The organism is Mucilaginibacter mali, from assembly GCF_013283875.1.
Lineage (GTDB): Bacteria > Bacteroidota > Bacteroidia > Sphingobacteriales > Sphingobacteriaceae > Mucilaginibacter > Mucilaginibacter mali.
The window spans coordinates 4881901-4904381 of record NZ_CP054139.1 but is presented as its reverse complement, the minus strand read 5'-3'; the positions used below and the strand labels follow the sequence as shown (position 1 = coordinate 4904381).

Genomic DNA, 22481 nt, shown 5'->3' with positions numbered 1-22481 from the left:
AAAGAATATAAAGAAATATTATGTCGCATTTGGGGCGACATGGGGCGTTAACGGCTAATGGCAGTGTCAGGAAGTAGTATAATTGTGTAACCATTGTCAAACTAAAAAGTAATTGAAACGATGGGTTTGTTTGCGGCTTATTCTTGTAAAAAAATTGAAATACCTATGGATCTGGATCTTAAAAATAAAACCGCCTTTATAAGCGGATCAACCGCCGGCATTGGTTATGCCATAGCCGAAAGCCTGTTGCGCGAGGGCGCTTCGGTAATTATTAATGGCCGCACGCAGGAGAGTGTGGACAAGGCCGTTACCGATCTGCAACCTAACAGCAATTTCGCTACCGTAAGCGGCATCGCGGCCGATTTCTCTAACCCCGAAGAAGTGTATCAACTGATAGCCAACTTACCCGATGTGGATATCCTGGTAAACAACGCCGGTATATTTGAACCCAAAGCTTTTGGCGATATTCCAGACGAAGACTGGTTCCGTTTTTTTGATGTGAACGTAATGAGCGGCGTGCGGCTTTCGCGGCATGTGCTGCCCAAAATGCTGGCGAAGAACTGGGGCCGCATCATCTTCATCTCCAGCGAATCGGCAGTGTTTATCCCCAATGAGATGATCCATTACGGCATGACCAAAACCGCCCAGCTTTCGGTTGCCCGCGGCCTGGCCGAGCTGACCAAAGGCACCGGCGTTACCGTAAACTCCATATTGCCAGGCCCCACCAAATCGCGCGGGGTAGGCGACTTTATCGAAGACCTGGCCCGCAGCGGTAATACATCGGCCGCGCAGGTAGAAACAGATTTCTTTAAAAACCTGCGGCCAACATCGCTGCTGCAACGCTTCGCCACGGTTGAGGAAGTGGCCAATACGGTTACCTATTACGCCAGTCCGCTGGCATCGGCAACCAATGGCGCCTCCATCAGGGTTGAGGGTGGGTTGATCAGGTCGATTTTGTAAGAATCCCACGCCTATTACTCAGCTTGTTATTTCCTTTGGTCTAAAAGAAGTCTTCATACGATAAAGCAGGGGAGTAATAGTGCGTAGGTGCGAAAGAGAACTATCTCTTGACCGCAGCAAATGGATCTACAGCTCTTTTAGAGCCACTTTTAATTTATTTATCACACCAAAATATTCCTCGCTCAGATCAGCATCTTCTACGCATTGCACTTCATTGTTGCATTTTGTTGTGTTTTTCGCTATATTGTGGTCACACCGTTGGTTATAGCAGGTTCTATGCTATTATACCATCTTCCCATTTCCACATTATTATACTATCATAATTTCGGGTTCGGTAGTTTTTAACCAAAAAATATAACAAATGCAGGCATTTTATATCCTTTACCCGCCAGTTTTCGGCAGCAAAAAACACCTAAAAGCGGGTTTGCAGGCTACAGGTGCGGTTTTTATATACGTCGGCCTTTTATTTTACGCCAGCAAAGTTTTTTATGATAAGATCGTACAATTATAGGCTATCCTCTTCGCGCTTACCAAAAGTATTACCCTGCCGCACGTCGCCGGTATCGAAACCTTTTTTGAACCAGTAGGCGCGTTGGGCGCTGGTGCCGTGGGTAAAGCTGTCGGGTTCAATATGTCCAGTGCTTTGCTGTTGCAGGCGGTCGTCGCCAATGGCATGGGCGGCGGTAAGGGCGCTGTCTATATCGGCACGGTTAATTACCACGCCTTTGCTGCGCGCCTGCTGCACGTAGTGTGCCCATACGCCGGCATAAAAATCGGCCTGTAGCTCTAGCTTTACCGATAGCTTATTGAACTCGGTTTGGCTTAGCTGCTGGCGGGCGGCATCAACCTTGGCGCTTAGCCCCAGCAGGTTTTGCACGTGGTGACCAACTTCGTGGGCTATTACATAGGCCTTGGCCGCTTCGCCCGGCGACTGGAAGCGGTTGCTCAGCTCGTCGAAAAAAGCCAGGTCGATGTATACCTTACGGTCGGCCGGGCAGTAGAACGGCCCCGTTGCCGAACTGGCAAAGCCGCAGCCCTGGGCATCAACACCGTCGGTAAAAAAGTGTAGGGTGGGCGAAGTATAGGTTTTACTCATATCGTTAAAAAGGCTGGTCCACACATCTTCGGTACTGGCAAAAATCACACTGGCAAAGCGCTGGTCGGTAGTAAGGTTGGCGCTGCTTATCTTATGGTTCTGCTGCTGCGATTGGTCGGGCTGCCCGCTGTTGAAAAGGCCGTTCACATTCACGCCTGTGAACAGGTAAACAAGCACCCCGATGAGGCCCAGTGCCCCACCGCCAAGGAATAAGCCGCGGCCACCGCCGCTGCTGCTGCCTTCTTCTACATTATCGCTTTCGCGTCCGCCGAACCATTGCATAGTGTTTGAGTTTTTAGGAGCCTCACCCCAACCCCTCTCCAGGGGAGAGGGGCTTTGGAATTTTATAGGTTAACAGGGTTGGGCGGGGGATTGTTTTTAAATGCGTAACGTGCAGACTCACCCCGACTGCTCCGTCAGCTGACGGATGATCGGCCCTCTTTTCGCTGCGCGAAAAGAGGGCAGGAGCAATATCGGATAAGTCAATTCCCTCTTTTGCCAAAGGCAAGAGAGGGTGGTCGGCGAAGCAACGACCGGGTGAGTCAAATCGTCGGCTTTGCATCGTGGCTGAACCCCTCCCTACACCCACCCCGTGGGAGGGAAGCGCGCAAGGCCCGGCTTTCATTTGCATATCTGCATATACGCACATTTTCACATTCAAAACCTACATCACCACTTTCACTTTTATCTGCCCTTTAGATAGGGTACGTACTACAAGGCGGTTGGTGGTAGGGTAAATGGCTTCGATGTTGAGGTCTTTTATCGATACGTCCGACCGGATGCCATTGCCCATATCCTTACTCATTTCCTTTTCTATGCGGGTTTTGCTGTCGGCAATAAAGGTGGTGAGGTTATAGGTGGCCTTTTGGCGGATCATGTCGGTGATCTTGCCGTTGAACATCCATTTGGCGGTCTTCAGCATCCACGATTTAGTTTGCAAGTCGAACGACAGATCGGGGAACGAGATCTCGTGCTTAACGGCATCGTAAGTTGGAGTGCCCACCAGGTAGATGGTGCCGGTGTTGGTGCCTTTAAAATCAACCTGCATTACAATCTGCTTGCCGGCGCCGGTAATCTTGATATGATCGACGATGAACTCGCGGCCCGCGGCTTCGGTCTTCATGCCGGCTACCTGTTTGTTGGCCATATCGCTCAGGTGGTCGTAACCCTCCTGCAAATCAAGGTAAATATTAAAACCGTTGGCCGGGGTATAGGCCGATAGGTTAGGTACCGGTTTCAGTGGCTGGGCTGCACTAACGGTGGTTACCACCGGCTTAGCCGATAAGCCTACCGAAAAGTTCAGCATCGAGCCGCTCAGGTTAAAGCTGCTCACGCGTACAGCCTGTGGGTTGATGGATACGAAACCCACATCGCCCACCTTGGTTTCTGATGCCAGGTTCTTCCAAAGCTCCTCGATGATGGGTTTCACGTTGTAGGCAGCCACTTTGGCGTCAACCTGTTTACCCAGATCGTTTAACTGGGGGATCAGGTATTGGATCAGGCGGTCGGTAACGTCAATCTGGCCCATCACGATGTTGCAGCGGTCGATAGCCTTTGGGGCCGGGTATAATACGGTTTTTGATGTCAGGCGATAATCGGGCGATACGTTGATGGTAGATTGAAAGCCGATCTCCATACGGCGGGGCGCCTCACCAACACCACATTGGGCCGATAAGGTAGGCACCACGCATTGTGCACCCTGACCGGGCAAGGTAACGCACTTGGCGCAGTACGATGCCGCGATGCTGTACGCGCCGGTAAAGCGCAGGTTCACCACGTTGTTGGCGCCGGTAATACTGAACGGCGTGCGGGTAAAGGTATAGGCGTAACGCAGGCCCTCGCAAGGCTGCTGGTTATCGGCATATTTGTTAGGCACCGAGTTTTCGGCCTGAACGAAGTATTTTTTCAGATCGACGGTGATAGGCACTTCGATGTTTGATACCGGCTGCACCAGTTTCGGGATATCCACATCGGCTACGATGGTTGGGGCCAATGGCTTGGTGGTAGAGCACGAGTTTACAAGTACAGCTGTAGCGCAAAGGGCAGCTAACAGAATTAGTTTAAGCTTCATATAGGGCTGGGGGTAAAATCAATAAGGAATGGTTAAATAAAAATCATCTGAATTAACGGGCGCAAATTTAAGGTATTTTATCATTTGCAGGATGATTGGCTGTAGATTTAACCACAACGCGCGCAAAGATTAACACTAAGAACACAAAGCTTTTCCAACTTAAAAACCTTTGTGCCCTTTGTGGTTAAATCGACACTTGCACCACCAAAAGTATTTTTATATTTACCGCACTCATAAAAAATCAGATATCAGATGGAACAGCCCGACGCATTGAACCAGGTAGCCGAATTTCACCGCACCTTTAAACACCCCATACAGCCACAGGCGGCCATGCCCTCCAAGGAACGGGCGGCGTTACGCGTATCCCTGCTGGCCGAAGAATTAAAAGAACTTCAGCAAGCTATCGACGATAATGATATGGTGGAAGTGGCCGATGCCCTGTGCGATCTGCAATACGTGCTCTCGGGTGCGATACTGGAGTTTGGCCTGGCCGGTCAGTTTAAATCCCTTTTTGATGAGGTGCACCGCTCTAACATGAGCAAGGCTTGTAAAACTATCGAGGAAGCCGAGCAAACCGTAGCCCATTACCTGGCCAAGGATAATACCGAAGCCCACTACAAGGAGCTGGACGGCCTGTACCTGGTTTATCGTACCTCTGATAATAAAACTTTAAAATCTATCGCCTATTCGCCTGCTGCCCTGCGGGAAATGATGGGCGCCTAAAATGCCGATGTACGATATCTGCTGCATAGGCCACATCACGTCGGACAAGGTGGTTACCACCCAAACCACCCTATATATGCCGGGTGGTACGGCCTATTACTTCTCGTGCGCGCTAAGCAATCTGCAAACCAAATACCTGCTGATAACCGCCCTGGCCGATGCCCAGATGCACTACGTGGAGCAACTGCGCGAAGACGGTATTGAGGTGTTAGTGCAGCCCAGCACGCATACGGTCTTCTTCGAGAATATCTACCCCGAAAACCAGGACCAGCGCACGCAAAGGGTATCTAAAAAAGCAGATACGTTCAGGCAGGAGATCTTGCAGGATGTGGAAGCCCGCATCTTTCACCTTGGCCCCTTACTGGCCGATGATATTTCTATCGATGTAATTAAAACGCTGGCTGCCAAAGGCCGGGTTAGTTTGGATGTACAGGGCTACCTGCGCCGGGTAGAAAACCAGCAGGTTTATGCCACCAACTGGCCCGGTATGGCCGAAGCCCTGCCCCATATCAGTATTTTAAAAGCCGATGTAGCCGAGTTGCAGGCCCTAACCGGTAAAGACACCGTTGCAGATGGTGTTGAAGTATTGGCCGGGTATGGTGTAAAGGAAATAGTGATCACCAACGGTGGCCAGGGTTCGCAAATATGGAGCGATGGTGTTTTTTACGATATCCCCGCTTTTATGCCACCGCTTAGTGTTGATGCTACCGGCTGCGGCGATACCTATATGGCCGGTTACCTGTTCTACCGCACCAAGGGTATGGGGATACAGCGATCGGGCGAGTTTGCCGCTGCTATGGCGGGATTGAAAACCGCCACCCCGGGCGCTTTTACAGGCACTTTGCAGGATGTTGAAGCGTTTATGAACAACCGCTAAAAGCGTACATACTTTTCCATCAGTGCACGGTCGGTGCCTTTGGCTATTGCCTTTTTGGCTTGCTTACGCAGGATAAATTCAAAAATGCTCATCCAGCCGGGCAGGTTGCTTTCGCTGATATCGAATAGCCAGGCCAGCGCCAGCCTATCTTTTGGGAAGCCCTTTTTATCACATAAGCCATCTGAAGCCAGTCCGTAGCCTATTTGCAGCGAGCGCTCGAAGCCCACACTTGCCGGCCTCAGCTCCACGCGAAATTTGCAGGGCTTGCCGCTGCGGTTACGAAACAGGTGCCGCATATTAGGATGTGCCGTAGCCGATTGCCCCGGTTGCAGGCCGTATATCTCCTTACCTAAGCCTATTTGAACTTCACCTTCCAGGCAATCAAACTTTTCGCTATAGGTTTTGTGATAGTGCAGGCCAACGCCGCCGCCATCGGCCAGTTCAACTTCAACCAAAGTATATTCGCCATTGGTATCGGCCGATGTTTTTAAAAACACCACGCTGTCCTTTTGTATCGGGTTGTAAATTCTGCGTTCGCTCATCAGATAATTGTGTTATGAATCAGATTGTTGCGAAGATATACGTACAAGTAATTGGTGTGGATTTTAGCAAACGAGAATTAACCGGCCAGGCAGGGTTCCAACACCTCCTCTAAATGCTTTTTGATAACCGGCTTCACCAAATAAGCCTCGGGCTGGGTGGCATGGGCCTTAAATATCAGTTCATCATCATCAACAGACGATTGGTAAATAAACGGGATATGCAGGTAACGGTTGATATAGCGACCAAGATCAATACCGGTACGATTGCTTTCCAGCATAATATCCGTGATCACCAAATCGGGTTTAAGGGTTTGCAGATCGGCCACCGCCTTCTCATAATTACTGGCCGAACCGCAGATGCGGTGCCCCATTCCCGCTATCATCCGCTTTAGCGAAAGGGCAATAAGCGGGTTATCCTCTACAAGGTAAATATTTAAAGCACACATGATTGTAATAGATGTATTGGGCTGATAGACGCCAATTGCCACCGAAATGTTACAACGGGGTGGAGAAATTTGTTGAAGCGGCGAAGACTCACCCGGTCGTGGCTGCGCCCGACCACCCTCTCTGCGCTTAGCGCAAAGAGGGAAGAAAGTAATGCCAGATATCCATCCCCTCTTTTGCCAAAGGCAAGAGAAGGTGGTCGGGCGCAGCCACGGGCGGGTGAGTCTCCGTCGGTATGATATACCCCCTTGCATCCCTCCCCACAAATCGCTAAACTTGCGTTTAAACAACACCCCGATGAAAAAAACTTACCCCTTATATTTTTGCCTGGCTACGGTTGCCTTACTATCGGCTTGCTCACCTAAAGGCCCTTACGCGGTTACCAATAAGGTTTATACCCATCAAAAAGATTCGCTGCTGCTGCTGGCCAAATCAGAACAGGCCCCGCTTATTGTGGATAGCACCGGCACGCAGGTGCCTACCGATTGGGTGGGCACCGTAAACTTCGGCATCCGCAAACCTAACTACGTTATTATCCATTATACTGCGCAGGATAGCCTGGGGCAAACCATCAAAACATTTACGGTGAAGCATTCGGCCGTAAGCGCCCATTACGTGGTGGCCAAAAGCGGTAAGATCGTGCACATGGTGAATGATTACCTGCGTGCCAACCAGGCCGGCGTAGGCAAATGGGGTAGCATTACCGATATGAACAGCTGCTCGATCGGTATCGAGATAGATAATAACGGAGCCGAACCATATCCTGATGTGCAGATCAAAAGTCTGCTGGCTTTATTGGCTAAGCTAAAAAAAGATTACGGCATTCCGCAGGCTAATTTTATCGGTCACCAGGACTGGGCGCCGAAACGTAAGCCCGATCCCGGTCCGCTATTCCCGTGGAAGGTGATGGCCGCCCACGGCTTCAGCTTTTGGAGCGATGAAGTGCTGGAGCTTGCCCCCGACAACTATGATTATATCACCGCCCTGCGTTTGATAGGCTATGATACCAGTACCCCTAAAGATGCTATCGTAGCGTTTAAGCGCCATTTTGTGCAAAGCGATATTACACCAACGATGACACAGTTGGATTTGAATATCCTGTATAATATCAGTAAGAAATATCAATAGCCCCCCTGCCCCCCTAAATGGGGAGTTAATGTGTGAACTAAGAAAGTAACCTCACAAAGAAAGCGACAGGCAAACCCATCGCTTTTCTATCTAAAAAGACTTTCGACTAAACACTTCGGACTTATTACTGCCCTTGCTTAGCCTGGGCTTTCATCTGGTCGTTAGCTACAATGGCTATCTCTACACGGCGGTTTTGCGCACGGCCATCGGCAGTGGTGTTATCACCAATAGGTTCGCTTTCGCCACGCCCCTGGGTAGTCATGCGCGAGCCTGATACGCCACCAGCTACGATGTACGATTTAACGGCTTCGGCACGACGGATAGACAGGTCCATATTGTGCTGATCGGTACCGGTATCATCGGTGTGCCCCACGATGAGGATATTAGTCTCCGGATTTTTACTTAACGAAGCAGCCAGGTTTTCCAGGTTGCTTTTTGCAGCCGGTTTTAGTCCTGTTTTATCCACATCAAACAAAATACCCGAATCAAATTTCACGATGATGCCCTCGCCCTGGCGCACAACAGTAGCACCCGGAACGGTTTGCTGGATCTCGGCGGCCTGCTTATCCATCTTACGGCCAATCAGCGCGCCGGCTGTACCCCCAACGGCACCACCAATAACGGCGCCCAAAGCGGTATTACCCGCGGCTTTACCTATAAAAGCACCAACCACGCCGCCGGCACCGGCGCCAATGGCTGCACCCTTTTGTGTTTTGGTGAACGAGTTACAACCGGTGTTTAATAACCCGGTTGTTGCTATAGCAATGCCTAACGCAGCTACTTTAATTCTTAAAGTTTTCATGGTTGATATTTTTTGTGCAAATATATTGTTACAAAGTAAATGCCAAAATGATAATATTGTTTAGCAGGAATGAGATTTTAACCACAGAGGTTTGCACAGGGGACACGGAGAATCTCAATCCCGTTATTGCGGTACGAAGCAATGACGGGGGAGATTGATCGCTGTGGCTAACTAATCGTACCTGCTTCAAATTCGTGCAATTCGCTTAATTGTTAACAGGGTTGAAGCGCATTCGTGTGTATCTTTTTATATTTACCCCCGCATGCAATTCCACACAGGCAAATACAAACCATCAAAACAAGTAATTATCCTGCTTGGTCTTTTGGTGCTCATTATGCTGCTGGTATGGTTCAGGCAAAGTCCCGACCGGGTGGAGCGGTATTATTACCGGGGATTTTATAGGTTCATCAGTTATGTATTGCATTACCCGCTTAACACCATTCCGTTTAGCATTGGCGATGTGGTTTACGCGCTTGTTATCCTTGCATTGCTTTTCGGCTTGTTCAGGCTTGTGCGATTTTTGTTTATCAGGCAGCCAAAAAAAGCGGGGAGATTGGTACTGCGATTTTTCATTTGCCTGGAGGTAGCCTGGCTATGGTTCTATTGCTTTTGGGGATTGAACTATTACCGCCCGCCTGCCGCGCATCTGCTGGGCTATAACGATACCACTTACAGCATTAAAGATGTAGCCACGGTAACCAACCTCATCATCGATAGCGCCAACAGCCTGCGCCCCTGTATCGATACGGTTACGGCGGACCCTGTCATTAAAAACACCTATACCTACAGCATATCGGCGGTGGCCTCGCTCAAAAACTTATCGGGTAAATTTATCACGATAAGGCCTCGTGCAAAGGCATCTATGTATAGCAGCATCTTAAACTACCTGGGCACATCGGGTTATTTTAACCCCTTTACCGGCGAAGCGCAGATCAATTCACAAATGCCGTTCTTTGATAAGCCATTCGTGTCCTGCCATGAGATGGGGCATCAAACCGGCTGGGCACGCGAGGATGAAGCTAACTTTGCGGGATACCTGGCAGGAACCAACTCCACCAGTACCTTGCTGCGCTACTCGGCCTATTATGCCGGGATAGAAGAGTTTATGCGCTATCTGCGCCGCCGCGATACTACAGCCTATCGCGCCCTGCGCAAAAAGATCTCGCCCCTTGTCTTCAGCGATTTTAAGGCCGACAGCGCCTACTGGACCAAATACCAGGGCGGGGCCGAAATGGTAAGCGGTATGATGTTCGATAAATTTCTGAAAGCCAATAACCAGCCCCACGGTCTGCGTACGTATAACCGCATGATCATTTTAACCATGGGCTATTACCGCAAGCGGTATAAAGTTTGGTAGATCGGGATATATCCGTACAGTATCGCAAGCAAGAACAATTACAGATAGTACATGACGCGATTACCATATCCAGCTATTACATTTGGTTAAACCAATCGATTGCATCTCAATTGCTCATGAAAAAATTAGTATCTGTTTTAGCGCTGGTATTTTTTGCCTGCCCCCTATTTGCCCAGGTGCCCGATAGCATTGCCGAAAATATTAAGGTGATCAAAAAATATGTTTTCGAAGATTATAAGCAGATGCTGAAGCAACCCACCGGGGCCTTGCTGTATCCATACATCACGCCGGGTAGTAAATCGTACGCCACGGTTTTGTGGGATTGGGATTCGTGGCTGAGCAATATCGCGCTGGCACAGATCCTGCAAGACCAGGGCAGCGCCGCCGACAAGCGCGAAGCACTACCCTACGAGCAAGGCTGTGTGTTAAACTACCTGGCCTATACCGGCGCCGATGGTTACATGCCCATGGTGGTGGACAAAAACTCGGACCCGGCTAAAATAAAACCGGCGGATATTTACGCTACTAACATGCATAAACCCGTGATTGCCCAGCACGCCGCATTTCTTACTAAACTGAACGATGGCAATGCCGAATGGTTGCGCGAGAAGTTTCACCTGATGCAGGCGTTTATTACAAACTATCAAACACACCATTGGCATAAGGATACCGGCCTGTTTTTTTGGCAGGATGATTTGGCTATTGGGGTGGATAACGATCCGTCCACCTTTTTCAGGCCCAACAGAAGTTCGGCTTCCATCTACCTGAATTGCCTGATGTATAAGGAACTACAGGCCATGGCTTACCTGTCTACACAGTTAAAGCTGAAAGATGACGGCCCTATGTACCGCGTACAAGCCGAAGACTTGAAAAAGGCCATCCAACAAAACTGCTGGGACGAAAAGGACGGCTATTATTATTCGGTAGATTTGAACCTGCGGCCTATCACCAACCAGCCCTCCATTGTTTTCGGGAAGCCTTTTGTGTTGCATAAGGGTATGCCACGCACCTATTCGGGCCTGATCCAGCGCTTTGGGGTATGGTCCGGGTTTATGACCATGTGGGCCGGCATTGCCACGCCCGAACAGGCGAAGCGCATGGTGGCCGAAAACTATTTGGATAAACGCACCTTCAACGCCCGGTATGGTATCCGCACACTGTCAAAGCTCGAAAAAATGTATAGTCTTAAAGCCAGCAGCAACCCATCTAACTGGCTGGGGCCTATCTGGGGGATCTCCAACTACCTCACCTACCGCGGCCTGCTGAAGTACGGTTATAAAAAAGAAGCTACCGAACTGGCCTACAAAACCATTATGCTTTTTGGCGACGACTTTAAAAAAGAAGGCGCCCTGCACGAATACTACGACCCCGATACCGGCGCCCCTATTATGAACAAGGGTTTCCAAAACTGGAACTACCTGGTATTGAATATGATCGATCAGCTGGAGGGCGGGAAGGTTGTTGAGGAGTTTTAGCGGATAGCAATAAACACCCCACGGATCAGAGTCAATCGGAACAATTTGCAAAAAAGACTACCAATATCGTAGACTATTGTTTACTTTCGCCCCCTTAAAATATTTTATGCGAAGGCGTATCCGGTTACATGTAAGGCGTACCCGTTATATTATTTATAAAGAAACACTGATTGATGCCAGGGAGCACTTTTGGACGTTTATCGGTTCGTTTATCGGGATCGGTATCATCGGGTTTATTAACAGCAAATACTTTACTGCTTACGATAACCTTTTTCTTATCGGCTCATTCGGCGCATCGTCGGTGCTCATCTATGGCATTATTAATAGTCCGCTGGCCCAGCCGCGCAATTTGATAGGCGGCCATTTGGTTTGCGCCATAACCGGCGTAACCGTCCATCATTTTATACCCGGCGAAGTTTGGCTCTCGGCAGCTTTATCTGTTTCATTATCAATTGTGCTGATGCAGGTTACAAAAACGCTTCATCCACCAGGTGGTGCAACGGCGCTTATAGCTAATATCGGTTCGCCCAAGATCCAGGCGTTGGGGTATTTTTATGTGATTAGCCCTGTGCTTTCAGGTGTATTGATATTGTTTTTTGTAGCGGTACTTTGCAATAATGCTACTAATCATCGTAGTTACCCACGAAACAAAGAATGGTATAAGATATGGAAACGCAGATATAAACATGGTATCTGACCCCCTTACCCTGGATAATGATTTAGCAGTATTTATCCCTTCAATGCCTCAAAATAACCGGTAGTTTCCTGTACAATAGCCTCCATCAGTTCCTTCGCCTTCGTATGCTTCAGCACGGGCGCTATCTGCCCGCCCCAAAACAGGATCATGTCCCATTTCTCCTGTTCGATGGCAGCCTTACGTATAGACGACATCAGCGTGGTTTGCAGCGGGAACGGCAATACCTGGTTTTCCTTACCCATAATTTCCTTTGCTATGCGGCTGGTCAGCCCGCGACCGAGGCGGCCGGTAAAAGCGCGCGACAGGGTGGTGTATTTGGCCGCGTCGCTAAACAGCATCTGGCGGTGGACAGGCAGCGCGTTCGACTCGTCGGTAGCTAAAAAGGCGGTGCCTATTTGAGCTGCGCTTGCGCCAAGGGCCAGCGCGGCTGCTACACCTTTACCATTGGCTATACCCCCGGCGGCTATAATGGGCGTTTTTACCTTATCTTTAATTAATTGCACCAAAGCAAATGTGCCGGTGGTCGACATTTCTGCCGGGGCCAGGAACGATGGCCGGTGCCCGCCCGCTTCAAAACCCGAAGCGATGATCATATCCACCCCGGTGTTCTCCAAAGCAATGGCTTCGTCCAGCGTAGTGGCCGCGCCAACGGTTACAATGCCTCTTTTGCGAAACTCCTCCAGCATATCTGCCGACAGGGTGCCAAACATAAAGCTGAACACTTTGGGTTTGGTATCCAGTATCACCTGCACCTGGTTTTCAAACCGGGTTTTAAAAGGCGCTGGCTTGGCCGGGAAGGGGATATCCAATTCATCAAAATAAGGTTGAAACAGTTGCCGGGTTTGCTCGTAGCGTTCGTTGCTGATGCCGGCGGCAGCGTTATCATGATCAGATACCCACAGGTTGATGTTGTATGGCTTATCAGTAGCGGCTTTCAATTGCTTATCAACCTCATAAATTTCCTGCGCGCTTAGCGTATAAGCGCCGTAGCCACCCAATCCCCCAGCGTTTGATACAGTGGCGACCAGTTCGACAGTAGACAAATTGCCCCCGAAAGGCCCCTGCAGAATAGGGTATTGGATCCCCAGCATTTCTGTAGCTTTATTATTGTACCACATGGCTTTTAAATTTAGGCCGATCATTTTATCGACCGGCATAACAAAGTACGGCAACAAAACCGGGATGATCGCGTGATGTGGATCACAAATTTAAAAGCAATAATTGGGGAGATTGCCAGCCTTATGCCATAGGCCAGGGAAGATTATCGCTACCTCGCCCATATATCTATTGTATGGTCTGAACTGGCCGTCGCTACCTGTAAACCATCGGGGCTGTAGGATACATCGTTAACATCGTTGCAATGATGCCTGAATGTTTGTAATAATTTGCCGCTGCTTACCTCCCACAATCTTGCCGAAACGCCTTTGTTGAAGTTGGAATCCCCAAAAATATTCTGCAAAAACTCACCGATCATGGGCTTATCGCGGCCGCCGGTAAGCAGGTAGCTGTCGTCGGGGCTAAAGGCCGCGGCTTGTATATGCTCCGGTACGGCAAGGCTGCATATAAGTCCACCTTCGGGCATGCGCCATAATTTGATGGTTTTATCATCACTGGTAGTGGCCAGTAATTTACCATTATGGCTAAAGGCCAGGTCAACAATGGCCTCGGTATGCTTTGTAAGGTTATTTAACAGCGCGCCCGTGTGTGCATTCCATATTTTAACACTACTATCAAAGCTTCCGCTGGCCAGCAAGGCACCATCAGGACTGAATTTTACCGACCAGATATTGCGGTTGTGGCCGCTCATTTCTTTTATTAGTTTACCCGATGCAAGATCCCATAGCCGGACCGTCTTGTCTTCGCCCGCACAGGCCATGGTTTTCCCATCCGGGCTAATATCTATCGCCCAAAGTGTTTGGCCATTAGCGGGAAATTGTTTTACCAGCTGGCCATTGTCTGTACGCCATAATCGGGCAATGCCATCATAGCTGGTTGTAGCTACCGTATTCCCATCCGGACTGAAGGCCAGGTTGGTAATGCCTGCCGGCTGTTTAATTTTTCGGGCAATGCGCATATCGCCGGTACGCCATAAAATAACGGTACTGTCCACACTGCCGCTGGCCAGTAATTTACCATCGGGGCTGTACTTAGCGGCCCAAATATCACTGTTGTGCGCCGCAAGCGATGTTTTTAGTTTAAATATCCCCCCGTTTACCTGTGGCGAACAGTAAAATAGCTGGTAATAACCCAATGCTAAAAGCGCCAGCAAAAAAGGTGTACCGATAAAAATAAATTTCCTGCTCATGGTTTAGTGGTTTTACCGGTTTGATTTAAGCGCCCGTTGTTTGTTACATCATCCAAAAACAATTAAACCAATTGCCTATAAATTAAAATTAACACCTGTTTAACAGACGATAGGTATATTTGCCTGCAATCGATGACAAGCATAGCGCCGAACGCCATACCGCGCCCGGTATTTAAACTGGGCCAGCCTGATGATAACTACAAATATCAGCCGCTTCCCCCGCCGCCGGGTAAATATCCCTACCGCCTTACTCACGCCGGTAAAAACACGCAACAATTATGTTTCCATATGGTGGGCGATACGGGGGGTATGCACGACACGGAAAAACAGCACCGGGTAGCCGTCGAAATGACGAAGCAATACCTGTCGGCTGCCCATCAACCCGAGTTTCTTTTCCATTTGGGCGACCTGGTATATAACTATGGCGAAGCCGGATCGTACGCGCAACAGTTTTTTCAGCCTTACGAAAAGTATCCCGGGCATATTTACGCCATTGCAGGTAATCACGATAGTGATGTAAACCCCGTGGCTATTGCTCCCTACAAAAGCTTAGATGCCTTTGCCGCCGTCTTTTGCGATATCGAACACCGCAGGGTAACATTCGGTGGCGATACCAATCGCAAAAGTGGTATACAACCCCATATTTACTGGACGCTGGAAACCCCGCTGGCCACCATCATCGGTATGCACAGCAATGTGCCGAAGTATGGCGTGGTTGATGATGAGCAGATAGATTGGTTTAAGCAGGAGTTGAAACATGCCGGTGCGCAGCGGCCAAACAAGGCAGTGATCGTGGCGGTACACCATGCGCCTTATTCAGCCGATACCAACCATGGTTCAAGTGAGCCGATGATCAACCTGCTGGAGGGCATTTTTGAAGAAACCGGCATCCGCCCCGACCTGGTGGCGAGCGGGCATGTGCATAATTACCAGCGCTTCCAAAAAAGTTATGCTGATGGAAAGGCCCTCACCTACCTGGTGGCGGGTGCCGGTGGTTACGACGAATTGCACCCGCTGGCCGGTTTGCATGACCCGCGCTATAGCGCCGGATCGGACTTGTTTAGCGATATTGACCTGCTGGCCTGGAACGATACCCGCCATGGCTTCCTGAAAATAGATCTTGAAAAAAACGCCGGTGGGTTTAACCTTATTGGCGAATATTATATAGTTGATGCTTTACCTGGCGCGGGCGGCACCTTGGCCGACCGTTTTTTGATTAAACTTGCTTAACCCAATTTAACCTGAAATTATGGAAAGAAGATCGGCCCTAAAAAACATTGGCGCGGCCTTGCTGCTGCCCGCAACCGGTATTGCTTCTGTACGCAATGATGAAGCCAAGAAACCGGCGCTGCGCATAGCGCACATTACCGACGTACACTTAAAAGATCAGTTTGGCGCGCCCGATAAATTTACACGCTGCCTGCACCATATTCAGCAGCAAAAGCCGGGTATCGACCTGATGATCAACAGTGGCGATATCGTTTTTGATATGAATAAAGAGAACATCGATACCATTAACGCGCAGTGGCAACTGGAAAAAAGCATCATGAAGAATGAATGCAGCTTGTCCGTGCGCTATTGCCTGGGTAACCACGATATCTGGTGGAGCGAAAACAATAAGGGCCAGGCCATCTACGGCAAGCAATATTCCATGGATCAACTGGGGCTGGCAAAGCCTTATTACAGCTTCGCACAAAATGGCTGGAAGTTTTTGATGCTGGATAGCGTGCACCTGGATATCGACCAAACCTGGTACATCGGTAAGTTAGGCGACGAGCAGTTTGCCTGGCTGGAAGCCGAACTGAACAACACACCCGCCCACATGCCGGTAATGGTGGTTTCGCACATACCAATTTTAACCGCCACGCTGATGATAGAAGACAACATTATTAACAAGTGGCAAATGCTGGGCGGCGATATGCATACCGATACGGCAAAGATCATCAGCCTTTTTTATAAGCACCCCAATGTAAAATTGTGCCTCAGCGGGCATATCCACCTGCGGGATAAGGTGGTGTATAACAATGTTACCTACCTGTGCAACGGCGCCGTAAGCGGCGCCTGGTGGGAAGGCAACCGCCGCGAAACCTTCCCCGGTTACGGTTTGATAGACCTGTATAACGACGGCACGTTTGAAGAGCGATATGTACCTTACGGGTGATTGTAGAACTGGCAAATTAACCACTAAGAGCACGAAGAATTTTGCACGAAGTTCACAAAAGGCAAAGCTTGAAAAATCTTTGTGAACTTTGTGATTTCTCCCTTTGTGTTCTTTGTGGTTAAACTGCCACACACAATAACCCCACGAAAACTTATTGTAACCACCTCGCCGATAGTTTAATAGCACCTTAACAAACCTACCACGCCGCGTGGTAAAACAGCCTGATTTGTTAACGGAAAGATGATGTTAAGGGCACCTGCCCGGCAAGACGTATCGCTAAATTAGGGTCTAACATTTACAACCATGAATTTATTAAACTTAACCGAGCCGGAAGATACCCAGGACGTATCGGCCGAAGAAATTAACGAACAGGATACTGACCTGAACCAGGAGCAGGCAGAACAGGACGAAGAAGAGCAGGACGAAGACGCTGAAGAAAGCGAAGAAGAAGCCGACGAAGAAGAGTCTGAAGACGACGAGGATGAGGAAGAAGAAGACGAAACTGAAGACGAAGCGTAAAACAAACAGGGCCGGAAATATCTCCGGCCCTTTCTTATTTCTCTTCGGCCATGGCGGCTATTGCCTGTAAAAACCAGGCGGCGTGAGGGATCCATTGTTCAGTCCAGCGCCACTCGTTGCCCTGGGCTTCGGTTTTAAAGTCGATATCACTGCCATCAGCCTTGCCATCGCCACCGGTTATACCGTTGGAAATGCCACCCCTTTCGGAACCATGCCCAAAGTTGCTGTGCATATAAGGCACATTTTTACTCCCGAAGTTATACATAAAGCACATTTGATAAGGATTACTGCCCAGTATCCAATTTAACTGATCGGTAGCGAAAGCGGCCAGCGCGGGTTTTACTTTCCAGGCATTATTTGCGGGGTATGCCATGCGCCCGCCTACAATAGCCGCCGCTGCCAGCGAACCTAAGCGGGCATTCTCGCCCTGCCACCACCAACCGGTCTCGTTTTCGTGCGGGATAAAAAAGCCGTCCTGTATCTTGTCCTTATACTTAAATGTCTGCCGGGCATAACCGAATGGATTGTTTACTTCGTTGGTTACCCTTAATTCATAGTCTAACGATGCTTTAATAGTTTGCAAAGCCTGGGCACGGTAAACCTCATCGGTTTCCTGTTTGGCAAAGCGTGCCAGGGCAATGATCGGTAAGCCCGCATCGGATGCATGCCAGTAGGGCCGGCTGCCATCGTCGGCGCGGAAATAGCCGGTTCGGGTTAAGCGGGTGGATAGTTTTTCGGCACGTTTGCGGGCCTCGGTACGGTATTGTACATCGCTGGTGGCTATCCAAAGTTCGGTGGCGGCCATCAGGGCGCAGTAATCGTCGATGATGTTTTCCTTGCCATCGTCATCGTATTTGGTATTGTTAACCAGCAGGTGCGCGAACGCCCGCTTGGCGGCATCAAGGTATTGGGCCGATGTAAAATCGCCGTGTTTTTTCCAGCGGGAGATACGGGCCAGCGCGGCGATGGCCATGCCGCCGCCCTCGCGAAATGCGCTTTGATATTCGTTGGTGGTTACGCTGTTGGCATGCAGCCCCACTATGCGGCGGGCATTGGGATCTTTATTAAAATAACTGAAGACGATCATATAGAAATAGCCCTCTTTTGATAAGGCCCGCATCATATAATCCGCCCCCCAAAGGGCTTCGCTTTCTATCGAATCTTTAGCCCCTAATCGGGTAAGCAGCTTCGGCACGGCCTCATCCGCATAAACCATCGACCAGGTGACCAGCGGGATCTGCTGCGGCGACATAAAATTGGCATAAGCCAAATGCGAGAAGTATTTACTCACATCGCCCGAGGCATCGCACCAGCCGCCATGTATATCGACTGTCTGCCCGGTGCCCAAAAGCTTCATTTTAGCATCGGCCGCAAGCTCGCCCGGGGTGTTGGCCCGCTGCCTGCGGTAATAATGCAGTATCGATTGAATAGTCGATTGCGCTAAAGCATCGGGTTTTACCTCAAAGGCATCCGAAAGGCTGGTTTTGCTTCCAACATGTACGCTGATCCGGTATTTCCCAGCTTTGTTAAAGCCTGAAAAATCGGCCTTGTAAAAATACTGACCCGGCCGCCATTCTGTAATTTGCTGGGCCGGGCCTAAGGTTCCGGTAAATACAGGTTTGGAGTTACCTGCATCAACCAAAGCAAAAGCCGTATGCGGCGGTAGCTTCTGTCCGTTACCTACCAGGGCCGATTTTGGCCCGTTGATATCAAAGGCTACCTGGTTGGTATAAATAACCGGCTTATCCTGCGCCAATAGCGTTAGCGAACAAAAGATTAATAAGGTGAGTATGGTGTGTTTCATAGTTTGTTTTTGGTGTTGATTTAACCACAAAGGGCGCAAAGAAATAGCAGGTATATCAAGCACAAAGGCCGCAAAGTATTTTTCTATTCTGTATCGTACACAAAGGCTTTGTGGTTCTTTGTGTTACTTTACTTTGTGGCCTTTGTGGTTAAATTGCCACAATTACTCCTTAACTCCAGCCGCCCAAAATATCGCATTAGTAAATAACTGTTTATACGTCATGTTGTTAAATAAGTCGGGCGAGTGTCCCATAAAAATATATACGTTACGGGCTTTATAATGCTCGTTGGTCCACACCACAGGGTGATCGCCCATTTTAATATCGGTACCGGGGGTATAGCTGTTCTCATCAACACTGGCCAGCACGTGCACATTTGGCCGCGGACTTTTATTATAGGTGTACCACTCGTCTTTAGCGATGATGAACGATGCCGGCACGCCCCGCATTACAGGGTGTCTGCTATCTTCTACATTCACCTTGCCCTGCGCGAAGGTTGCAATGTAGTTCTTAAACTGTATCCCGCCCATAAAGTCAGAAAACCAGGGCCAGATATGATAGCCATCAAACTCGCCCAGCAGGGTGGCATGGTGAAAGCCGATCCAGCCGCCCCGGCCTTCGTCAATATATTTTTGAAATGCGCTTACGGCTTTGTCTTTCCAGGCGTAGGGCGGATAATCTAATTGGATGAAGAGCTGATACTGGTTTAAAAAAGCTTCGTCAATTTTATCAGTATTCTGGATGTAATCGATGTGGAAATTCTTTTTCGCAGCCAGCGAATCGAGCCAAACCTTTGCCCGTTTGGAATATTCAAGGTGATGGCCGCCGTTCTCGTATAAGGCGATCACACGGAATAATGGCTTTTGAGCCGATGCCGCGAAGCTGATCAAAAGCAGGAAGAAAACAGCAAGTTTTTTCATTAGCAGATGTGGAATCGTTTTGCAATGCAATTTAACCGATATCCAAACAAACAACTTAACGAGATACCCCTACATTACCTCTCTTGTGCAGAATCGCTAATTTGCTACTTTACTAATACCACCACCACAGTATCCAAAGCCTGGCGGCGTGTCTTGCTGTTCAAAAACTGCGGCTTCAGCATGGAGATCCAGTAATTATCAAACGATTTTACCGGTTGTATCTGCCAGCCTTTAGCGGCCAGCCCTTTTAATACAGGCCCGTTACTGAACATATAAAACGGTTTCGGTGGGATAGGGCCATTACCCGCTGGATCAACAGAGACCAACCGGCCGCGGATATAAAAATCGAGCGGGAAGTTATAGGCATCGGCAGTGATAGCTACCGGGTAGTTTTGGGTGTTTACCCTATTGATATACATAGCCGCCTCGCTGCCGCCCTGGTAGTGCAGCAACGATGGGTAAAAGGCCAGGTTAAGATACACGTTCACCACAAAGGCGGTGATCACCGTGCGGATAACGGTTTTGCGGATGCCCTTAGCCCCGATATGCTTGGGGATGGACATTAACAGGATGAGCATGGCAATAATGATGGCCACTACCGGCCAGGCTAATGTCGATGGCCTGAAAAAGTATTGAAGTACAACGATTATCCCGATCATTAAAACCGTAATAACCGATTGCACCCTTTGCACCGCGTACTTACTTTTTGTTGATTGGATATTGTACAGGTGAGCCGCCAGCTGAATGGCGAACAGCGGGAAAACAATATTGAGGTAATAAGGTAACTGAAACTTCGATGCCGAAAATACCAGGAACGTAAGCAAGGAGCCGCACAGGCAAAGCCACTGGCTGTTAAGTGTATCTTTAGCCTGCTTCCGTATAGATTGGTAAATAGCCGCGAATAACAACAGCGACCATGGCAGAAATGCCCAGGCCAGCGTATGCACAAAAAAGAACGGATCGCCGCTGCCTTTGATAGGGCCGGTATTGAAGAAGCGCCCGAACTGACTGTCCCAAAAGAAAAATTTGATGCCGGATACATTGTGCTTATCAAACACCAGTTTTTCGGGGTGCAGATCGAACTGTTGATACAGGCAGTAAAACTCGGGCAATACAAAAACGGCGGTCAATCCGATAGCCAGCAGCCAGCGTAAATGGAACAGTTGCCGCCATTGTTTGGTAATGATCAGTTGTCCGGCAATAGCACCGCCGATGGGGATAATGGCAAACATGCCCTTGGTCATGATAGCCAGCGCGGCGAATATGGCGCCCCAAAGCAATTGCCAGTAATTGTTACGGATATAAGCGTTGTAGAAATGATAGATGGAAGCGATGATCAGCCCGGTGAGATAAGGCTCAGCGCGGACATCGTTATTGGAGATGATGATATGCTCGGCGGTAAGCAGTATCAGTACCGACCATAGGGCGATCTCGCGGTTATATAATTGCAGGGCCAGGCGATAAGTGTAAACTGCACCCATCATTAAAAACAAAATGCCGGGTAATTTATAGACCCAGGTTTGGAAGCCGAATAGTTCGAAAAAAGCGGCGGTTACCCAAAAGGGGAAGTGCGGTTTATCTAAAAAATCCTTGCCCTGGGCATACAAGTTCACGTAATCGTGCTTTTGCACCATGGTTTTGGCGATACCGGCATAAAAGGTACCGTCCGGCCCGATAATAGTAACAAACAAACCGCTGAAATTGACCAGCACCGCCAGTACAATAAGTACATACAGCCACCTGAAATAATTAGTGTTGATCTGCCCGTCCATGGGGCGTAAAGATAGGAAACCTCTATCGAATCCCAATCAACATGTCATGCCGAACTTGTTTCGGTATCTCATCCTGCTAAGTGATCAATATGTATTGTTTAGCCTGCGTGTGGGTGCCAAACAAGTTCGGCATAACATTGTGTTTACTTACAATACCTTGCCAGCAGGTCATCGGCACGGGTGCTGCCGATGTTTCGGATAAACTTCCAGTCGGCGCAGGCGCCTTCGTTATCGCCCTGTTTTAATTTTGCCGCTGCTTTTTCAAGTAATTCATCAATCAACTCATCGTCAAAGCCCAGTTGTTTTTTCAGCGCGTCGATAGCGCTTTGTTTAGTTGTATCGGCCTTGCCGGCGTATTTATTTTCGTAATAATTGGTTACGGCGTTTTCCAGTTCCTGCCTGGCGCGGTAGGTGGCAATGGCCTGCGCGATGGTCATTTTTGTAGCTGCCTGGCAGTGCGATTGGTCGGGCGTGAAGCGGATAGGCAGCAGATAATTCACCGCTTCCCGGCCGGCGGGGATAGTCCATTTGCCGGTGGTCATTTTTACTACCCGTATGGCTTCGTCGTCAAGGTCGAGACCCACGGCGTCGCGGGTTTTTACATTGCTTACTTTGCCGTTTTTATCCACCCTGAAACTTACTTTTACAGTGGCTTCGATACAGTTTTTGGAAGAGAACTCCGGGTAGATGATATGCTGCTTCAGGTAGGCATCCAGCGCTTGTTCGCCGCCTTTAAAGCTGGGCTGGGCGTGCGCGTTGAAGGCAGCAGCAAACACGCTGATCAACATAATAAAAAACCTTAGCTTTTGCATATGTAAATATAACGATGA

At 49.1% G+C, this 22481-nt stretch carries 21 protein-coding genes; 10 read left to right on the top strand and 11 right to left on the bottom strand.

All coding sequences use genetic code 11. The features are described from left to right. Window positions 1-165 precede the first annotated feature (165 nt). Window positions 166-960 carry an SDR family NAD(P)-dependent oxidoreductase gene (locus HQ865_RS20680; protein WP_173416729.1) on the top strand — a complete coding sequence of 265 codons (795 nt, stop codon included), beginning with the start codon at window positions 166-168 and terminating at the stop codon, window positions 958-960. A 505-nt stretch (window positions 961-1465) separates the two neighbouring features. Here the strand turns inward: HQ865_RS20680 and ypfJ are convergent. Both ypfJ and HQ865_RS20670 read right to left on the bottom strand, forming a co-directional pair. Further along, window positions 1466-2338, bottom strand: coding sequence for a KPN_02809 family neutral zinc metallopeptidase (gene ypfJ / locus HQ865_RS20675; protein WP_173416728.1), 873 nt, complete (start codon window positions 2336-2338; stop codon window positions 1466-1468). A 382-nt stretch (window positions 2339-2720) separates the two neighbouring features. Continuing rightward, window positions 2721-4127 carry a DUF4403 family protein gene (locus HQ865_RS20670; protein ID WP_173416727.1) on the bottom strand — a complete coding sequence of 469 codons (1407 nt, stop codon included), beginning with the start codon at window positions 4125-4127 and terminating at the stop codon, window positions 2721-2723. A gap of 252 nt (window positions 4128-4379) precedes the next feature. Here HQ865_RS20670 and HQ865_RS20665 point away from each other — a divergent pair, with 252 nt between their 5' ends. After that, complete coding sequence (locus HQ865_RS20665) at window positions 4380-4850, top strand: pyrophosphohydrolase domain-containing protein (RefSeq protein ID WP_173416726.1); 471 nt, start codon at window positions 4380-4382, stop codon at window positions 4848-4850. Window positions 4851-4857: 7 nt separating this feature from the next. After that, window positions 4858-5727 carry a PfkB family carbohydrate kinase gene (locus HQ865_RS20660; protein WP_202020409.1) on the top strand — a complete coding sequence of 290 codons (870 nt, stop codon included), beginning with the start codon at window positions 4858-4860 and terminating at the stop codon, window positions 5725-5727. Here the strand turns inward: HQ865_RS20660 and HQ865_RS20655 are convergent. Both HQ865_RS20655 and HQ865_RS20650 read right to left on the bottom strand, forming a co-directional pair. Continuing rightward, the gene (locus HQ865_RS20655) at window positions 5724-6269 is read right to left on the bottom strand and encodes a cupin domain-containing protein (RefSeq protein WP_173416724.1); all 546 of its coding nucleotides are present in this window, start codon (window positions 6267-6269) and stop codon (window positions 5724-5726) included. The two genes, HQ865_RS20660 and HQ865_RS20655, sit on opposite strands and share 4 nt — an antisense overlap. 77 nt (window positions 6270-6346) lie before the next feature. Continuing rightward, window positions 6347-6715 (bottom strand): response regulator, encoded by a 369-nt coding sequence (locus HQ865_RS20650; RefSeq protein WP_173416723.1) that lies wholly within the window; start codon window positions 6713-6715, stop codon window positions 6347-6349. A 295-nt stretch (window positions 6716-7010) separates the two neighbouring features. Between HQ865_RS20650 and HQ865_RS20645 the strand changes: the two genes are divergently transcribed. Next, entirely contained in the window at window positions 7011-7841 is an 831-nt protein-coding gene (locus HQ865_RS20645; protein ID WP_173416722.1) for an N-acetylmuramoyl-L-alanine amidase, read from the top strand. A gap of 124 nt (window positions 7842-7965) precedes the next feature. Here HQ865_RS20645 and HQ865_RS20640 read toward each other — a convergent pair whose 3' ends face one another. Beyond that, window positions 7966-8643, bottom strand: coding sequence for an OmpA family protein (locus tag HQ865_RS20640; RefSeq protein ID WP_173416721.1), 678 nt, complete (start codon window positions 8641-8643; stop codon window positions 7966-7968). A gap of 262 nt (window positions 8644-8905) precedes the next feature. Between HQ865_RS20640 and HQ865_RS20635 the strand changes: the two genes are divergently transcribed. The 3 genes from HQ865_RS20635 to HQ865_RS20625 all read left to right on the top strand — a co-directional run bounded on the left by HQ865_RS20635 (window position 8906) and on the right by HQ865_RS20625 (window position 12172). Next, window positions 8906-10000 (top strand): DUF3810 domain-containing protein, encoded by a 1095-nt coding sequence (locus HQ865_RS20635; RefSeq protein WP_173416720.1) that lies wholly within the window; start codon window positions 8906-8908, stop codon window positions 9998-10000. Between the two features lie 116 nt (window positions 10001-10116). Next, a complete protein-coding gene (locus tag HQ865_RS20630; RefSeq protein ID WP_173416719.1) occupies window positions 10117-11475 on the top strand; it encodes an MGH1-like glycoside hydrolase domain-containing protein in 1359 nt (452 codons plus the stop codon). A gap of 106 nt (window positions 11476-11581) precedes the next feature. Continuing rightward, window positions 11582-12172, top strand: a complete 591-nt coding sequence (locus tag HQ865_RS20625) for an HPP family protein (protein WP_173416718.1) — start codon at window positions 11582-11584, stop codon at window positions 12170-12172. 32 nt (window positions 12173-12204) lie between these two features. Here HQ865_RS20625 and HQ865_RS20620 read toward each other — a convergent pair whose 3' ends face one another. Beyond that, window positions 12205-13314 (bottom strand): NAD(P)H-dependent flavin oxidoreductase, encoded by a 1110-nt coding sequence (locus tag HQ865_RS20620; protein ID WP_237073506.1) that lies wholly within the window; start codon window positions 13312-13314, stop codon window positions 12205-12207. A gap of 125 nt (window positions 13315-13439) precedes the next feature. Continuing rightward, window positions 13440-14477, bottom strand: a complete 1038-nt coding sequence (locus HQ865_RS20615) for a WD40 repeat domain-containing protein (protein ID WP_173416717.1) — start codon at window positions 14475-14477, stop codon at window positions 13440-13442. A 132-nt stretch (window positions 14478-14609) separates the two neighbouring features. Between HQ865_RS20615 and HQ865_RS20610 the strand changes: the two genes are divergently transcribed. The 3 genes from HQ865_RS20610 (at window position 14610) to HQ865_RS20600 (ending at window position 17157) form a co-directional block, all read left to right on the top strand. Continuing rightward, window positions 14610-15707, top strand: coding sequence for a metallophosphoesterase family protein (locus HQ865_RS20610; RefSeq protein ID WP_173416716.1), 1098 nt, complete (start codon window positions 14610-14612; stop codon window positions 15705-15707). Window positions 15708-15726: 19 nt separating this feature from the next. Continuing rightward, the gene (locus HQ865_RS20605) at window positions 15727-16638 is read left to right on the top strand and encodes a metallophosphoesterase family protein (RefSeq protein WP_173416715.1); all 912 of its coding nucleotides are present in this window, start codon (window positions 15727-15729) and stop codon (window positions 16636-16638) included. Between the two features lie 303 nt (window positions 16639-16941). Next, window positions 16942-17157, top strand: a complete 216-nt coding sequence (locus HQ865_RS20600) for a hypothetical protein (RefSeq protein ID WP_173416714.1) — start codon at window positions 16942-16944, stop codon at window positions 17155-17157. Window positions 17158-17191: 34 nt separating this feature from the next. Here HQ865_RS20600 and HQ865_RS20595 read toward each other — a convergent pair whose 3' ends face one another. The 4 genes from HQ865_RS20595 to HQ865_RS20580 form a co-directional block, all read right to left on the bottom strand. Then, window positions 17192-18961: a glycoside hydrolase family 9 protein gene (locus HQ865_RS20595; RefSeq protein ID WP_173416713.1), complete on the bottom strand. Its 1770-nt coding sequence runs from the start codon at window positions 18959-18961 to the stop codon at window positions 17192-17194. Window positions 18962-19123: 162 nt separating this feature from the next. Continuing rightward, a complete protein-coding gene (locus HQ865_RS20590) occupies window positions 19124-19879 on the bottom strand; it encodes a ThuA domain-containing protein (protein WP_173416712.1) in 756 nt (251 codons plus the stop codon). A gap of 104 nt (window positions 19880-19983) precedes the next feature. Next, window positions 19984-21651, bottom strand: a complete 1668-nt coding sequence (locus HQ865_RS20585) for an ArnT family glycosyltransferase (RefSeq protein ID WP_173416711.1) — start codon at window positions 21649-21651, stop codon at window positions 19984-19986. 143 nt (window positions 21652-21794) lie between these two features. Beyond that, window positions 21795-22463, bottom strand: a complete 669-nt coding sequence (locus tag HQ865_RS20580) for a TonB family protein (RefSeq protein WP_173416710.1) — start codon at window positions 22461-22463, stop codon at window positions 21795-21797. Window positions 22464-22481: the final 18 nt, after the last annotated feature.

Coding starts and splice junctions, on each gene's coding strand:
- HQ865_RS20625 (WP_173416718.1), top strand. CDS start 11,582: ATGCGAAGGCGTATCCGGTTACATGTAAGGCGTACCCGTTATATTATT.
- HQ865_RS20595 (WP_173416713.1), bottom strand. CDS start 18,961: ATGAAACACACCATACTCACCTTATTAATCTTTTGTTCGCTAACGCTA.
- HQ865_RS20640 (WP_173416721.1), bottom strand. CDS start 8,643: ATGAAAACTTTAAGAATTAAAGTAGCTGCGTTAGGCATTGCTATAGCA.
- HQ865_RS20665 (WP_173416726.1), top strand. CDS start 4,380: ATGGAACAGCCCGACGCATTGAACCAGGTAGCCGAATTTCACCGCACC.
- HQ865_RS20615 (WP_173416717.1), bottom strand. CDS start 14,477: ATGAGCAGGAAATTTATTTTTATCGGTACACCTTTTTTGCTGGCGCTT.
- HQ865_RS20660 (WP_202020409.1), top strand. CDS start 4,858: ATGTACGATATCTGCTGCATAGGCCACATCACGTCGGACAAGGTGGTT.
- HQ865_RS20635 (WP_173416720.1), top strand. CDS start 8,906: ATGCAATTCCACACAGGCAAATACAAACCATCAAAACAAGTAATTATC.
- HQ865_RS20610 (WP_173416716.1), top strand. CDS start 14,610: ATGACAAGCATAGCGCCGAACGCCATACCGCGCCCGGTATTTAAACTG.
- ypfJ (WP_173416728.1), bottom strand. CDS start 2,338: ATGCAATGGTTCGGCGGACGCGAAAGCGATAATGTAGAAGAAGGCAGC.
- HQ865_RS20680 (WP_173416729.1), top strand. CDS start 166: ATGGATCTGGATCTTAAAAATAAAACCGCCTTTATAAGCGGATCAACC.
- HQ865_RS20580 (WP_173416710.1), bottom strand. CDS start 22,463: ATGCAAAAGCTAAGGTTTTTTATTATGTTGATCAGCGTGTTTGCTGCT.
- HQ865_RS20670 (WP_173416727.1), bottom strand. CDS start 4,127: ATGAAGCTTAAACTAATTCTGTTAGCTGCCCTTTGCGCTACAGCTGTA.
- HQ865_RS20590 (WP_173416712.1), bottom strand. CDS start 19,879: ATGAAAAAACTTGCTGTTTTCTTCCTGCTTTTGATCAGCTTCGCGGCA.
- HQ865_RS20605 (WP_173416715.1), top strand. CDS start 15,727: ATGGAAAGAAGATCGGCCCTAAAAAACATTGGCGCGGCCTTGCTGCTG.
- HQ865_RS20650 (WP_173416723.1), bottom strand. CDS start 6,715: ATGTGTGCTTTAAATATTTACCTTGTAGAGGATAACCCGCTTATTGCC.
- HQ865_RS20620 (WP_237073506.1), bottom strand. CDS start 13,314: ATGATCGGCCTAAATTTAAAAGCCATGTGGTACAATAATAAAGCTACA.
- HQ865_RS20600 (WP_173416714.1), top strand. CDS start 16,942: ATGAATTTATTAAACTTAACCGAGCCGGAAGATACCCAGGACGTATCG.
- HQ865_RS20630 (WP_173416719.1), top strand. CDS start 10,117: ATGAAAAAATTAGTATCTGTTTTAGCGCTGGTATTTTTTGCCTGCCCC.
- HQ865_RS20655 (WP_173416724.1), bottom strand. CDS start 6,269: ATGAGCGAACGCAGAATTTACAACCCGATACAAAAGGACAGCGTGGTG.
- HQ865_RS20585 (WP_173416711.1), bottom strand. CDS start 21,651: ATGGACGGGCAGATCAACACTAATTATTTCAGGTGGCTGTATGTACTT.
- HQ865_RS20645 (WP_173416722.1), top strand. CDS start 7,011: ATGAAAAAAACTTACCCCTTATATTTTTGCCTGGCTACGGTTGCCTTA.